The following is a 15,390-nucleotide window of genomic DNA, read 5'->3' as shown; positions in this document are numbered from 1 at the left end:
GGAGCGAAATTAAAGGTATTAGAGTGCAAATTCTAGGATTTTATCCCAGAGAAACTAAGGCAGATTAAAGAACACTCTCTTTATGGCTATCGTGTGAACTAGTGATTAACAGCAAGCTCCATCAGCTTCTCTACCACCATGCTTTTAAAACAACTGCTGAATGCCTAATCCCTAGATGGTGAAGGTATCACATCAGAAATCAACCACGGACGGTTGATTTATTTGCTTAGACAATATGCAGCCGTTCTGGAATAATCAGGCGTATCGACGCAATTCCCCAGTCAATAGCTTTTTATTTTGAAGCTCAACTTCACAATTTTTATTACCAGCAGTGTCTTTGGAGGCTGGCAGGGGCGAGAGGGATAACAAACCTCCAAGCCTGTTGACGCTGCCGATTTTTGAGGAAATTGAATGCCAAAACAAATTATTATCGCGGAGCAGCATCAAATCGCTGCTGTATTTTCGGAAGACCAAATACAAGAACTCGTTGTAGCCACAGGCCATCATCAAATCGGTGATATCTACTTAGGTGTAGTAGAAAATGTATTACCAGGTATTGATGCAGCTTTTGTCAACATCGGAGATCCAGAACGTAATGGTTTTATTCATGTAACGGATTTAGGCCCTTTACGACTCAAGCGAACAGCAGCAGCAATTACGGAATTATTAGCACCACAACAAAAAGTTTTGGTGCAGGTAATGAAAGAGCCAACGGGAACAAAAGGCCCAAGGCTCACAGGTAATATCACTTTACCCGGACGTTATGTGGTACTGATGCCCTATGGTAGGGGTGTAAATTTATCGAGGCGGATTAAGAGTGAAAGTGAACGTAACCGTTTACGAGCATTAGCAATTTTAATTAAACCTGCTGGCATGGGTCTACTGGTGCGTACAGAAGCAGAAGGCAAGCCAGAAGAAGCAATCATCGAAGATTTGGAAGTACTGCAAAAGCAATGGGAAGCCATTCAACAAGAGGCACAGTCAACTCGTGCGCCAGCACTCCTGAATCGGGACGATGATTTTATCCAGCGCGTATTACGTGATATGTATGGTGCGGATGTAAATCGGATTGTCGTCGATTCCAGTACTGGTTTGAAGCGAGTCAAACAGTATTTGCAGAACTGGAGTGGCGGTCAGACACCACAAGGATTGTTGATTGACCATCACCGCGATCGCTCCCCCATTTTAGAATATTTCCGGATCAATGCCGCAATTAGAGAAGCGCTCAAACCAAGAGTAGACTTACCTTCTGGCGGTTATATCATTATTGAGCCAACAGAAGCATTAACTGTCATAGATGTCAACTCAGGTTCCTTCACGCGATCGGCCACAGCCAGAGAAACAGTTTTGTGGACCAACTGTGAAGCAGCAACAGAAATTGCTCGCCAGCTACGTCTGCGAAATATCGCTGGGGTAATCGTCGTTGATTTTATTGACATGGAATCACGCCGTGACCAGTTACAAGTTCTCGAACACTTTAATAAAGCCCTCCGCGCAGATAAAGCTCGTCCGCAAATTGCTCAACTTACAGAGCTAGGTTTAGTAGAACTGACTCGCAAACGGCAAGGGCAAAATATTTATGAATTGTTTGGTGACACTTGCCCAGCCTGCGGTGGTTTAGGACATACAGTCCGCTTACCCGGAGAAACGGAGAACCGCTTACCTACTCCAGCAGCAGAAATTCCAGAACGTTTTGTATCTCTGCCTACACGAGAGCCTCGTTTACCAACTGCACGCATCAGCGAACCACGAGAAACCTACGATGGATTTGGTGAAACATTTGAAAACGACTCTGACTTGGGTGCTTTAAATTTAATTAATCATCCTAGCTATCAAGAACTGAACGATAACAATAAACGTCGCGCCCGTACCCGTCGCAGTCGGATTGGCATCAATGGTACAAATGGCAAAGATGAACAAAGAATTACTGCCAACCCACTAGCTTTTATCAATGAGTCAGATTTAGACCTTGATGGAGATGTTGAATTAAGCGCTCCACCAGAGTTACCCACACCCAACCTGGGAAAATCTGGCTGGATTGAAAGAGCAGAAAGGACTAAGGTTATTAAAACAGAGCCAGTTAAGCCAGTGGTGGAACCACCGGAGATTAAGACTGTAGAAATGACTCCAGAAGAACAAGATATTTTTGCTCTTATGGGAATTTCTCCGCTAATTAAATTAGAGCAGGAGGTGAAAAATCCTAAATCCGTCATTATTAACATTGTCCAACCGGGACAAACACCAACTATACCGACTGAAATAACTCCGGAGCCGGTGGCTAAGACAACACCAAGTGTTGAAGTAAGTACACCAAAAGTAAAGCTGGAATCTAAGTCTGTGTCGGTAACGGCAACTGAACCAATAAAGTTGACAGAAACGACGGAAGAATCTGAAGTGAATGCTGCTAGCACTGCTAACCGTCGCCGTCGTCGTCGTTCTTCCGCTTCCGACTCAGATACGGGAGAGGATAGTTAAGACCAATTCTGCAAAGCAGAGCCACAGATTTAAACTAGAATTTCAGACATTTTTTGCATATTAGCGCGTCTATCCATAGTGCATTAATCAACTACAGAGGTACAGAGCAGACGGAGATCATGAAAGATATTCATGCACTAGATGACAGTAGACGCGCTATTATTCTTTGAGTTCTCTAAGGGATTACTCCTAGTGTGTTTTTGAGTTTGTTTTCATGGGAAGACACAAGCCTAACCGTTAGATATTTTGCATTGGTGTAAGCTTTGATGATGCTGAAGAAGGCGCAAACTACTGATAATCTAAAGTTGCCAATATCCCTAAATGCAACTGGTTGGCTGGAGTCCTCCCCTGATTGGTCGAATATTTCAGGCCTGGTGGCAGGAGTCGATGAAGTAGGTCGGGGCGCTCTCTTTGGGCCTGTAGTGGCAGCATCTGTTATACTACCAGCTAGCTCTTTTCCTCAGCTGATGACAGCTGAGATTAAAGATAGCAAGAAACTATCTCATTCTCGCAGAGTTCAGCTAGCGCAGCAAATTTCTACGCTAGCTATAGACTGGAGAATCGGTTATGCAACAACGGCTGAAATTGACCGAATTAATATTTTGCAGGCAACACTGTTAGCAATGAGACGGTCTGTAAAAAAGCTAAAATTACAGCCCATACTCTGTTTGGTGGATGGAAATCAACCAGTACAAGACTTGCCAATTTTACAACAAACTATTGTTAAGGGAGATGAGCGATCGCTCCATATTGCCGCCGCCAGCATCATGGCTAAAGTCTGGCGTGACGATTTGATACAGCGTCTAGCAACTAAATATCCAATGTATGACTTAAAGAGTAACAAGGGATATGGTAGCAAAAAGCATTTGTTAGCCCTGGAAAAACACGGGGCTTCACCCTTACATCGTCAGTCGTTCCGCCCTTGTCAAATATCACTTGACTAGTTAATTGGTAATTAAACCGTTCTTTCCTTTCAACAGAGAAGAAGTAGCAGTTGTTTTCTGCTACAGACAACTGACACACTACTCTATATTGAAAATTGGCAATTGAGGATCATTATTAGCTAAAGCTTGTTCTTGGGTTTGGGAAATGACCCATTGACGATAGTCCACTAATAGTTGATGCAACAATCTTTGCTTTACGGTTAATAAGACACTTTTGAGCAAACCATTACCAGTAGTCTCTAAAATTGACTTGGGTGTTAGAGAAAAAGGAGGTGGTAAATCCACCTGCACTTGTAAATCAGCCCTACCTTCTAGGCGAGTAGCAGTATTTAATTGATATGGCGACAAATACCCTCTTAGATTGAGAGAGAAACGCTGGTTAATGTACTCAAAACCAAGAATTTCGCAACCTACTGATCGCAGGTAAATTGTTCCGTTCGATTCTGCCCAAACTCTCATGTCTACAGTAGGTTGAATACTCAAGGACATGAAATTTAAAGGGCGCATTTTCAGCCGAAACACTTCCTCAGAAAGTTGCTGAATACGCCTTTGATCTACCAAAGCATTAACTAGACGTTGGGGCTGACGCAAGTAGTGCTGAATAGGAATAGGCTGCTGTGGTACAGCAATTTCTACCGATTGTGAGGCAGTGAACTTGGTAGCCATGAGTTACGGGAAGTAATTGTTTTAATATTTCTACTATTAATTAGTTTATGACTCAATAGATTTTATTATAGAAAAAAGTGTTCAATTAAAGTAGCTGATAAGCTAAATTATATTTAGGTATAATTCTTTTCTATGGTTAGAATGCCTAAATGAAAAGAATTCATCGTTCGTAAGTATATAAATTATAACTCATATTATTCTCAATAAATTAAAGTAGCTGATAAGCTAAATTATATTTAGGTATAATTCTTTTCTATGGTTAGAATGCCTAAATGAAAAGAATTCATCGTTCGTAAGTATATAAATTATAACTCATATTATTCTCAATAAAGATACAGTTGACCTAGATATTCCAGAATTTAATCCACAGTTTTGATATTCATTAATTTGGAAGAAAATACACTCTCACCTATTTATTTAGATATGGTAGGGCGAAGATACAGCCCTACAACTTAGACAATGGCTTAATTGTTGGTTCATAGTCAGTTGCTGACAGTAATATTCTATTTGTACTTATGATAAAGTCTATACACCAAACATATAACTATGGGCAAAAACATAATGACATTATCTGTTGCTCATTTAGGGCCACCTGGTACTTATGCAGAACAAGCTACTATTTTTTATGTAAAATGGCTGAGTCACAGTAGTGGACTAGAAGCTAGTTTACGTCCTTATTCCAGCATTGCTCAGTCGCTCCAAGCTCTAGCTCAAGGAGAAACTCAATTAGCTGTTGTGCCTGTAGAAAATTCTATTGAAGGCAGTGTCACCATGACAATGGATACAATGTGGCAGCTAGATAGTTTGCAAATTCAGTCAGCTTTAATCTTGCCCATTGCTCATGCTTTAATTTCTTGTGCCGATAGTTTAGATGGGATAAAAACGGTTTATTCTCATCCCCAAGCTCTAGCCCAGTGTCAAGGTTGGCTAAGAGCGTTTCTTCCTAATGTGCAACTGATTCCTAGTAATTCAACAACTGAGGCGCTGGAAAAACTAGAGTATGATTTGTCAATAGGGGCGATCGCTTCCAGTAGAGCTGCTGAACTTTATAATTTACCCATACTAGCAAGTCGTATTAATGACTATGCAGAAAACTGTACTCGCTTTTGGGTAATCAGTCAGGCAGAATCTGATATTACGCATCAATTACCTTTACAAAAACTCACTCACACTTCTATTGCTTTTAGCGTACCTGCCAACGTGCCTGGTGCATTGCTCAAAACACTGCAAATTTTTGCCCACTTGGATATTAACTTGAGTCGAATTGAGTCTCGTCCAACAAAGCGATCGCTGGGCGAGTATTTATTTTTTATTGATTTAGAAGCTGATGTCAATACACCACAGATGAAATCTGCTTTGCTTGAATTAACTACTTACACAGAAGTCTTAAAAATTTTTGGTAGTTACAGTGTACTTTCAGCTAACAATCAATAGTAATTATTACTGCGTTATTGCTCAAGTTAACGACATGAAGTTAGAGCTTTGGGTTAAATGTATCTTTCAAAACAGAACGAGCTGCCAAATGATTGCGAGTAGTGGTTAAAATTTCCGCTTCTCGTTCTAGGCGAGCAGCAGTATCTTGCATTTCCAGTAATGATTGCTGCTCTCCCGCTACTCCATATAAGTTGCTGGCCACCCAGTAAGATAATTCTGTGGGTAAATCTGGCAATTCTTCAGGAATCTCTATATTTTGTTCTGTAATTTTGGCTGAAAGACGAACAACATCACGTAGCAGTTGCTCTACATCCGTTGCCAAAGGGCGCAAATCTTTTGCTGGTGGATGGTCTTCTAGCCATTCCACTAAACCAACACGGTAGGGTTTTTCCCGCACGTATTCTAAGACACGGAATCTTTGTTGTCCCAGAGTCAACATTTTCATGCGGTCATCTGGTAGACGTTGATAGTGAATAATTTCTGCACAGCAGCCTACGTTCGCAATTGTGCCTTTTACTGGGTCAACCATCAAGACCCCGAACCTGCGATCGCTTTCCAAAATCGTGTTCATCATGATTCGGTAGCGGAATTCAAATATATGCAGGGGCAATGGTCTGGTAGGAAACAGAACTACTTCGGGTAACGGGAACAGAGGTAGTTCGCGGACGGCAATTCTAGAAGAAGATGTCATTTTTACCTGAGTATAAATTTAATCTTTAAAATTTCTCTTTCTCTGCTTTTCCCGTATTTTCCTTACATTCTATCATTTGTTTTCTGGCTAAATAAAATGCCCCGAAAAATTTATTTCAGGGCAGCGTAAATATTTTTACTAATGTCAGTTGTTAGTGGCTACTAGTTATTGGCGAACAAATAACTATTGACTACTGACTAATTAAAGCTTTACTTCAATATCTACACCAGATGGTAAATCCAGCTTCATCAGCGCATCGATGGTTTTAGATGAAGGCTGGTAAATGTCGATAATCCGGCGGTGAGTACGGGTTTCAAAATGTTCGCGGGAATCCTTATCTACGTGGGGCGATCGCAGCACGCAGTATATCTTCCGTTTTGTGGGTAAGGGAATTGGGCCTATGGCTGTAGCGTTAGTACGGTTAGCTGTGTCAACGATCTTCTCGCAAGATGTATCTAATAAACGACGGTCAAAAGCTTGTAAACGGATTCTAATCTTCTGCTGCTGTAGAGTTGCCATCTTAAATTTTCCAGGTTCTGATGAATTGAGGGGTTAGGGATTGGGGATTGGAGATTGGGGACTGGGACACTTAGACAACAATCACTGTTTGTCCTTCTTGTCTTTTCCTAAATATCTAGTCCCCAGTACCTTATTTAAGTTCAGATAAAAGAGCAGAGATGCCGCAAGCTTCTCTGCTCTTAGTTATTAGGGTGAAAAAGTGCTACTTGACAATTTTGGAGACGACACCAGCACCGATGGTGCGGCCACCTTCACGAATAGCGAAGCGCATTCCTTGCTCAATCGCAATCGGGTTGATTAATTCAACAGTGACTTTGATGCGATCTCCTGGCATCACCATTTCTACTGCTTCACCTTCATCGGAAGTAAAGGCTTTAATTGTACCAGTTACATCAGTTGTCCGCACATAGAATTGAGGACGGTAGCCAGCGAAGAAAGGAGTTTTACGACCACCTTCTTTTTCGGTGAGAACGTAAACTTCGCCTTCAAATTGGGTGTGAGGAGTGATGGAACCAGGCTTGGCTAAAACCATACCCCGTTCAATATCAGTTTTTTGGATACCACGTAACAGTACACCGGCGTTGTCTCCAGCCATACCTTCATCGAGACTCTTCTTGAACATCTCGATCCCGGTAACAGTTGTGTTGCGTGTATCTCTAATACCTACTAGTTCCACAACATCACCAACTTTCACCTTACCACGCTCAATCCGACCGGTAGCAACTGTACCACGACCGGTAATAGAGAACACGTCTTCTACCGCCATCAGGAATGGTTTATCTATATCCCGCTCTGGATCGGGAATATAAGAATCTACAGCGTCCATCAATTCGTAGATTTTATCTACCCAAGGATTTTCTCCACGTTGGGTCTTAGGATTCTTGGTCATAACGTCGAGAGCTTGCAAGCCTGAACCTCTAACGATGGGAATATCATCTCCATCGAATTCGTATTCGGTCAACAGTTCTCTTAATTCTAGTTCTACTAGTTCTAGTAGTTCAGCGTCTTCCATCATATCTTCTTTATTTAAGAAGACTACTAGCTTAGGAACGCCTACCTGTTTTGCTAGTAGGATGTGTTCACGGGTTTGAGGCATAGGGCCGTCGGTAGCAGCAACTACGAGAATTGCTCCATCCATCTGAGCCGCACCTGTGATCATATTCTTCACATAGTCAGCGTGACCAGGACAGTCTACGTGAGCATAGTGACGATTAGCGGTCTCATATTCAACGTGGGCTGTGTTGATGGTGATACCCCGCGCCTTTTCTTCTGGTGCGTTGTCGATTTGATCGTAGCCTTTAGCGACCGCTTGACCAAGGGCTGCCAAGGTCATGGTGATTGCTGCCGTTAAGGTTGTTTTACCGTGGTCAACGTGGCCAATCGTACCAATATTTACGTGGGGTTTCGTTCTTTCAAACTTTGCGCGTGCCATGAATACTCGTTTCCTTTTTTAATTAAGCGTTCCCTTTGCTTTTTGCAATGATAGTTTCAGCTACGCTGCGAGGCACCTCTTCGTAGTGACTGAACTCCATCGTAAAGATACCCCGACCTTGGGTTTTCGACCGGATATCAGTGGCGTAGCCGAACATAGTCGCCAGTGGAACTTTTGATGCCACTTTAGCGAGTCCCTGTTCAGTGCTTTGGCTTTCTATCTGCCCCCGACGGGAGATGAGGTCGCCAATGACGTTCCCAATGTAGTCTTCAGGAACTTCCACTTCGACTTTCATCATAGGCTCTAATAGTACTGGTGAGGCTTTAAGCACAGCTTCTTTCAGCGCCATTGATCCAGCAATTTTGAAAGCCATTTCCGAAGAGTCCACATCGTGGTAGGAGCCATGAACTAGCGTTGCTTTCACGTCAATTAGTGGATATCCAGCTAAAATACCAGATTCACAGCTTTCTTTCATACCTTGCTCGGCAGGGCCTATGTACTCTTTAGGTACTACACCACCGACAATTTTAGAGACGAATTCAAAGCCAGTACCTGGTTCTCCAGGTTCCAAATTGATCACAACGTGACCATATTGACCTTTACCACCACTTTGACGGATGAACTTACCTTCCACGTTAGTAACTGATTTACGAATCGTTTCGCGGTAAGCTACTTGTGGCGCACCAACGTTGGCTTCCACTTTGAATTCACGTAACATCCTGTCTACGAGAATTTCTAGGTGGAGTTCTCCCATCCCTGCAATTACAGTTTGGTTGGTTTCTGGGTCAACGTTGACACGGAAAGTTGGATCTTCTTCTGAGAGAGATTGCAGAGCCTTGGATAGCTTATCCATGTCGTTCTTGGTTTTGGGTTCAACCGCTACCGAGATTACTGGCTCTGGAATAAATAGGGATTCCAGAATTACTGGTGAGCCTTCATCAGTGATAGTATCACCAGTCAAGGTGTCTTTTAATCCTAGAGCAGCCCCTAAATCACCCGCACGTAGTTCTTCTACGTCTTGCCGGTCATCTGCTTTCATTAGAACTAAACGGGAAATCCGTTCTTTTTTGTTCTTAGTAGCATTTAGAACATAGCTACCTTTTTTCAGAACGCCTGAATAAACGCGAACAAAGGTAAGGCGACCGTATGGGTCAGCCATAATCTTGAAGGCTAAAGCTGCTAAGGGTTCGTTGTCGTCAGCCCGACGCTCAACAGTATCGCCATTAGCGAGTGTGCCTTGAATGGGTGGTACTTCTGTTGGTGCGGGTAGGTAATCTACCACTGCATCCAGCATTAACTGTACACCTTTATTTTTGAAGGCTGAACCACAAAGTACGGGTACTATTGTGCCAGCAATTGTACCTTGACGCAGGGCAGAGCGAATTTCTTCCTCTGTCAGTGCTTCGCCATCGAAGTACTTAGTCATCAGAGCATCATCGGTTTCTGCGACTGCTTCCACCAACTTGGTGTAGTACTCTTCGACTTGATCTTGTAAGTCTGCTGGGATATCAGTTTCCTGAATATCTGTACCTTGGTCGTTGTTGTAAATGTAGGCACGCTTCCGCACCAAGTCTACGATGCCCTTGAAGTCGTTTTCGCTACCGATAGGTAATTGAATGGCAATGGCATTTGCCCGCAGGCGATCGCGCATTTGCTCATGAACTCTGTAAAAGTTCGCTCCTGTACGATCCATCTTGTTGATGAAGGCAATCCGAGGTACTTTGTAACGGTCTGCTTGCCGCCACACAGTTTCTGATTGGGGTTGTACACCACCCACGGAACAAAATACCGCAATCACACCATCTAACACCCGCATGGAGCGCTCAACTTCAATTGTGAAGTCTACGTGACCTGGAGTATCGATAATGTTAATTTGATAATCTTTCCAACTGGTACTGATTGCCGCAGCAGTGATGGTAATTCCCCGCTCCCGCTCTTGATCCATCCAGTCGGTTACAGCAGTTCCTTCGTGAACCTCACCGATTTTATGAATTATTCCAGAGTAAAATAATATTCTCTCTGTTGTCGTGGTTTTGCCCGCATCTATATGCGCCGCAATACCGATATTGCGTACTTTCTCTAGCGGGTTTGTACGTGCCACAATAACCTCCTATAGTTTTTGCCTCATGATATCTTGTATATTACTCTTTGTTAAGATTCTATACTTTTAGGGAAAACCGACTTGTGTTCGGTAATTCCGCGATATACCGCTTTTTGATGCACGATATACCGCTTTGGTACTTAGTAACGATAGTGTGCAAATGCTTTGTTTGCTTCCGCCATCCGGTGTGTTTCTTCCCGTTTGCGAATCGCATTCCCGCTTTCATTGGCAGCATCTAGTAGCTCATTAGCCAATCTGCTGGCCATTGTCCGTCCGGGTCTACTTCTAGAAAATTGTACCAGCCAACGTAGTGCTAGGGTAGTACCACGTTCTGTACGCACTTCCATCGGTACTTGGTAGGTTGCACCACCGACACGGCGGGCTTTTACTTCTACTAAAGGTGTTGCGTTCCGCACTGCTCTTTCAAAAACTTCTAAGGCATTGTTACCAGTGCGTTCTTCAATTGTTTTCAAAGCATCATAGACGATGCGCGCAGCTAGTGATTTCTTCCCATGACGCATAATTCGCCGGATGATCATACTCACCAGGCGACTGTTATATACAGAGTCAGGCGGGACTGGCCGCCTTTGAATAACACCACGACGAGACATACTTTACCTTTAATTCGGATTTGGCAACGAAATTATATGCTATCAGACAGCGTATTCTCTGAGTGCTAGCGCAACTCATAATTCCGCATTTTGGCTCTAAGGTTGCAGCAAACCCAATTTAAGAGACTTGCTGACTTGAAAAAGCTCCGAGGGCTGAGTGGTGCGTAAACACTGGTCTCTAACCTGTTGTTTTGGCCTTTTTCATCCATCCTGATTTACTCAGTTCATGATGGCTAATTCGATTTAGTAGACAAACAAACAGCATTATCAATACCGAAATATTTATAATTAAATGCTGTTTTTTTATCATGCCTACACTTGCTCGCTGAGTGCAGGTTGGCGGTAGAAGCTTGAGCAAATTTTCAGAAACAGATTATTTATTCTGTGAATCAATCACTGTTTCAGAACAAGCATTGATTCTTTTGCCTGAATTTAGGGGCTTTTGGTTAAGCGACTAATCGTAATCAAACACGATTAATCGCCTGATTTATTTTTTCGCTTCTTTCGGGCGCTTAGTTCCATATTTGGAACGACCTTGTTTGCGGTCTTTAACTCCGGCTGTATCCAAGGTTCCCCGGATGATGTGGTATCTTACACCTGGTAAGTCCTTCACCCGACCGCCACGAATCATTACTACTGAGTGTTCTTGTAAGTTGTGACCAATCCCTGGGATGTAAGCAGTAACTTCAAATCCCGATGTAAGTCTGACCCGTGCTACTTTCCGTAGAGCCGAGTTAGGCTTTTTAGGTGTAGTTGTGTATACTCTGGTGCAAACACCCCGACGTTGAGGGCATTGCTTCAGAGCAGGGGACTTAGTTTTCTGACGCGCTTTTTCGCGTTCAGTGCGTATTAATTGCTGTATTGTTGGCATGAGTCACAGCGCGTGAAGCTGCTTATAGGTCTAAGTTTTAACAAATCCTGATTATATCTTTTTTTGTGGTTTTATGTCAAACTTCCATATTATTTCGTTAAACACTAGATAGTGTAGCGGTAGAGAAAGAATTACCACAGCCACAGGTAACGATTGCTTGGGGGTTTTGGAAGCGGAATGCACCACCCATCAGATCCTCTGAATAATCTATGGCTAGACCATTGATGTAATTATAGCTGGCATGATCGATTACTACTTGAGTATTATTAATGTCGAAGATGCGATCGCCTTCTTTTATTTTTTCATCGAAAGACATCTCGTAAAACCAATCAGAACAGCCACCTGGTTTAACGGTGAGCCTAAATAGGGACATGGAATGCTGCTTTGCTTTTAAGCGATTGATTTCACTGGCTGCGGCTTGGCTCAAATGAATCATAACTAGTTTGGGCAAGTGAAGACACCATCTTTTAGTATTACAGATGGGTTGCCAAAAGAATTTAGTTGTCAGCGAAAAGACAGGAAAGCAGGGGAAAATCCCACAGATGATATCTTTAAGATTAGGACTTACGCACCGAGGTTTTTTGTTGAGACAGGGTGTAAGGGTGTAAGGGTGTAGGGGTTTAGGGGGTTTCAAGCATTTATTTTGAATTTTGTTGGCGTAGCCTACTCTTCTGCTTCTCCTGTCGGAGACGCTAACGCAAACGAGAACGCTATGCGAAACCGTAAGGTATTTTGAATTTTGAATTGATTCATACCCCTGTACCCTTCTCCAAACCCTTGAGTTTTCGTTTTTATGGGTAAGGCCTAAAGATTGATTTTCTGTGCTTCTGTGTCTTGATGGTGGAAATGCTTTTAAACACAGAGGCACAGAGAAAAGTTAGTATTTAAGTCACTAGAGAGAGATAGTTTGCCAAGAATCTTTAATTCGATGTTCGAGAGTAATCATCTTGGTAGCGAATAATATCATCTTCACCTAAATATTCGCCGTTTTGTACTTCAATGAGTACTAAGGGAATTACGCCAGGATTTTCTAGACGGTGAGCAGTACATTGGGGTACGTAGGTAGACTGATTATTACTTAATAGAATTTCCTTTTCGCCACAGACTACTCTGGCTGTACCGGAGACAACAATCCAGTGTTCACTACGGTGATGGTGCATTTGTAAGCTGAGGCGATGTCCAGGTTTCACCTCAATCCGTTTGATTTTATATCCACGCCCTTCTTCCAGTACTGTAAAAGAACCCCAAGGACGCAACTCTGTTGCAGCAACACTACGGCTAGTAATGGTAGTAGGTAGGGGTAAAGTGTGAGTTTTTGTTGTGGTTTCTTGAGTTTGAGCCATAGTTACCTCATTTGCAGACAAAACAAACTATCATTACTTCTGAAATAATTGATGGAAAATTTAGGGGAATTTTACAACCGTGAAATCAGGAGTTTTGCAGCACCTTGCTAAACATAGCAAAGTGAATCTGGCTAGGGTACAAAATGTTAGTTGAAACTCTAGGTTTATACCAATTCTTCATCAAGTAGAACGTCTGCTTATTCTCAGCTTTAAATTGGGAAAGTGCAGATTAGGGTAAGTTATGTGGAGTTTCAACTATCTACTGTCTATCTGTACCGCTATTTTGGCTGAAGAAAAATCCCGATGCCGTTGTGGACACGGGCGGCGGTGTTAGGATAGCGGTCTAGGAGTTGCCCACTTAGGTAAAGGCTAGTTGAGCTACCACCATCTAGGTTGAGGGCGTTGACACAGCCTAACAGTTTCATCAGTTGGGCGTGTTCTGCTAGGGTTGGGCCGGGGCCACCTACGCGGTTATGGACTGCGGCAATTAATAAGGTATTGTTTGGGGTAGTGCAGATGCCACTACGAACAGCCCTTTCAGCAATAAAGGCGTTACTAAATTGTTCGCTTTTGGCATCGAGGACGACTTGACTATTTTGCAGAAGTAGGGGACCGGCTCCGATGATATGGGGATAACGGTTAAACTCAGCAGGTGTAGTGGCACTGGTAATCTGCACATCAGTACCGACGGGGAGTTGTGAAACTAGTGTAGTGGTATTGCCACGTAATGTAAGTAAGTAGCCATTGTTAGGGATAGGAAAGTTGGTTTGACCTGCTTTATTCCCTGGAAACTGATTGGTGATTTTGTTGTTTTGGACTATGACAATCCGTTCATTGTCAGTTAAGGGAGTGTACATCTTACCCCAGGCTGGTGTATAACGAGCGATACCGTTCTGGACATAGCCACTGTTCAGGGCTAATATTGGCACTCGCAAATTACTAGATGTCGTTAAAGTCTCTTGTAAGCTGAGACGACCAAAATAAAATTGTCCGGCATCGTTCCAGGCGATCGCACCTCTGTTTAAGATAGGACTGGATAACCACTGACTATTTTGACGAATTGCCCCCAAGGGATAGCGGTTATTGCGGTTGAAATATCCTCCGTTAATTGCGCCTACTGCCAAGTAGCGTTGGGCTGTTTGCAATATGGGGGCTGTGCCTACTAGAGTATCGGGGTTAGTGATAATTGGTTTTAAGCTTAATCCGACAGTCTTGGGGTTGACTTCCAAGAAAACTACAGGGAAACGATTTGTACCTAAATTAATAAACTGTTGTCGCCAGCGCAGTCCGGTTGCCCAGTTAATATCTCGTGGTTGTAAGGGGTCGGGACGCAAATCGATAATCAGGCGATCGGGGTTATTAATGGTGCTAACCTGAGGAGACAAAGCTAAGGGAACACTTAGCTGAATCACCGTCTGATTATTCACTACCTCTACTTTGGTGATTAATGGTTCAGGTGTCGGTAATTGTTTAAGTAAATTGGGTGCAGATGCAGGTGGCGGTGCTATTGGTTGCGGTGTATAGCGTTGAATTAAACCAGTATCAGCGATGCCATCAAGGATGATTGTCCACTCTCTGTGGGTGGATGCGGGGGGTTTGGCATCTGGTGTATTAGGGTCAACTGGAGGTTTGATGGGTTGCCCTTGTCTGACTTGCCAAGGTGTGGGACGGGTTAGGTCTACAACGATGCGAGTTGTGGGCAAAGATGGCACGGTTGGGGTTCCTGGTCGCTGACTGGAGCGAATATCTCTCACTTGCCCTGGAGAAGTGGCGATCGCTAACGTGTTACCTTGGGATTGAATCTGCCATCCTGCTGTTCGGGCAAGATTGGTAATATCTAGATAGCGATAGCCTCCCTGAAGCCTAGTGGTTAAAACTATTGGTTGGGTTGTTGATGAAAACCACACTACTGGCTGTCTGGCTGGGTCATTACTGTTTAATAAGTCCACGCCAATCAATTGTCTAAGAGCGCCATCATTAATTAGTGTTGTTATTTGATTTGCTGCTCCTGGTTGCTGTAACCAAGCTCCTGGTAAGTTACGACCATTAAGGATAATTTGGCTACCGGCCGATAATCTGAGTGATGCAGGCGATGTTGGCAGAACCTGTGATGGCTGCTGGGCATTAGTGGCATAGGTAGCAGACAAGCAAAGTAATATTGCCGTTATGGGGGATACAAGAGTCCGAAAGTATCCGTATTTTAATGGTTTGGTAACAATATTGTGATTTGTTCGTCGGCAATAATTTGTCATTTTGTCCATAATTTACATAGTTACTTTTGCAACCTATCACCCAACGACCTA

Annotated in this window: 13 protein-coding genes; 3 read left to right on the top strand and 10 right to left on the bottom strand. The window is 43.2% G+C overall.

The window, feature by feature from the left end; translation table 11 throughout:
• The first annotated feature begins 411 nt into the window (after positions 1 to 411).
• Both ACM5QX_RS16190 and ACM5QX_RS16185 read left to right on the top strand, forming a co-directional pair.
• Positions 412 to 2,475 (top strand): Rne/Rng family ribonuclease, encoded by a 2,064-nt coding sequence (locus tag ACM5QX_RS16190; RefSeq protein ID WP_414754437.1) that lies wholly within the window; start codon positions 412 to 414, stop codon positions 2,473 to 2,475.
• A 266-nt stretch (positions 2,476 to 2,741) separates the two neighbouring features.
• Entirely contained in the window at positions 2,742 to 3,419 is a 678-nt protein-coding gene (locus ACM5QX_RS16185) for a ribonuclease HII (RefSeq protein ID WP_414754436.1), read from the top strand.
• Positions 3,420 to 3,497: 78 nt separating this feature from the next.
• Here the strand turns inward: ACM5QX_RS16185 and ACM5QX_RS16180 are convergent, their stop codons facing one another.
• Positions 3,498 to 4,085 carry a DUF1997 domain-containing protein gene (locus ACM5QX_RS16180; protein WP_011318123.1) on the bottom strand — a complete coding sequence of 196 codons (588 nt, stop codon included), beginning with the start codon at positions 4,083 to 4,085 and terminating at the stop codon, positions 3,498 to 3,500.
• A gap of 561 nt (positions 4,086 to 4,646) precedes the next feature.
• On the opposite strand from ACM5QX_RS16180, the gene pheA reads away from it, so the two are divergent.
• Positions 4,647 to 5,519 carry a prephenate dehydratase gene (pheA, locus tag ACM5QX_RS16175; protein WP_414754435.1) on the top strand — a complete coding sequence of 291 codons (873 nt, stop codon included), beginning with the start codon at positions 4,647 to 4,649 and terminating at the stop codon, positions 5,517 to 5,519.
• Positions 5,520 to 5,559: 40 nt separating this feature from the next.
• On the opposite strand, the gene ACM5QX_RS16170 is transcribed toward pheA, so the two are convergent.
• From ACM5QX_RS16170 to ACM5QX_RS16130, 9 genes are all read right to left on the bottom strand, one after another.
• Positions 5,560 to 6,210: an LON peptidase substrate-binding domain-containing protein gene (locus ACM5QX_RS16170; protein WP_010998473.1), complete on the bottom strand. Its 651-nt coding sequence runs from the start codon at positions 6,208 to 6,210 to the stop codon at positions 5,560 to 5,562.
• A gap of 201 nt (positions 6,211 to 6,411) precedes the next feature.
• Positions 6,412 to 6,729 (bottom strand): 30S ribosomal protein S10, encoded by a 318-nt coding sequence (gene rpsJ / locus ACM5QX_RS16165; RefSeq protein ID WP_010998474.1) that lies wholly within the window; start codon positions 6,727 to 6,729, stop codon positions 6,412 to 6,414.
• A gap of 202 nt (positions 6,730 to 6,931) precedes the next feature.
• On the bottom strand, positions 6,932 to 8,161 hold the full coding sequence (tuf, locus tag ACM5QX_RS16160; protein WP_011318125.1) for an elongation factor Tu: 1,230 nt from the start codon (positions 8,159 to 8,161) through the stop codon (positions 6,932 to 6,934).
• A 22-nt stretch (positions 8,162 to 8,183) separates the two neighbouring features.
• A complete protein-coding gene (fusA, locus tag ACM5QX_RS16155) occupies positions 8,184 to 10,262 on the bottom strand; it encodes an elongation factor G (protein WP_414754434.1) in 2,079 nt (692 codons plus the stop codon).
• A gap of 140 nt (positions 10,263 to 10,402) precedes the next feature.
• Entirely contained in the window at positions 10,403 to 10,873 is a 471-nt protein-coding gene (rpsG, locus tag ACM5QX_RS16150) for a 30S ribosomal protein S7 (RefSeq protein WP_010998477.1), read from the bottom strand.
• Positions 10,874 to 11,360: 487 nt separating this feature from the next.
• The gene (gene rpsL, locus ACM5QX_RS16145) at positions 11,361 to 11,744 is read right to left on the bottom strand and encodes a 30S ribosomal protein S12 (protein ID WP_006196398.1); all 384 of its coding nucleotides are present in this window, start codon (positions 11,742 to 11,744) and stop codon (positions 11,361 to 11,363) included.
• 97 nt (positions 11,745 to 11,841) lie between these two features.
• Entirely contained in the window at positions 11,842 to 12,180 is a 339-nt protein-coding gene (locus ACM5QX_RS16140; RefSeq protein ID WP_414754433.1) for a HesB/IscA family protein, read from the bottom strand.
• Between the two features lie 484 nt (positions 12,181 to 12,664).
• The gene (locus tag ACM5QX_RS16135; RefSeq protein ID WP_011318128.1) at positions 12,665 to 13,087 is read right to left on the bottom strand and encodes a phosphomannose isomerase type II C-terminal cupin domain; all 423 of its coding nucleotides are present in this window, start codon (positions 13,085 to 13,087) and stop codon (positions 12,665 to 12,667) included.
• Between the two features lie 278 nt (positions 13,088 to 13,365).
• Complete coding sequence (locus tag ACM5QX_RS16130) at positions 13,366 to 15,348, bottom strand: phosphodiester glycosidase family protein (RefSeq protein ID WP_414754432.1); 1,983 nt, start codon at positions 15,346 to 15,348, stop codon at positions 13,366 to 13,368.
• Positions 15,349 to 15,390: the final 42 nt, after the last annotated feature.

Source organism: Anabaena sp. CCY 9910 (assembly GCF_963920875.1).
Taxonomy (GTDB): domain Bacteria; phylum Cyanobacteriota; class Cyanobacteriia; order Cyanobacteriales; family Nostocaceae; genus Trichormus; species Trichormus variabilis.
The sequence above is the reverse complement of the archived record's forward strand: the minus strand, read 5'-3'. Positions and strand labels throughout refer to the sequence as shown.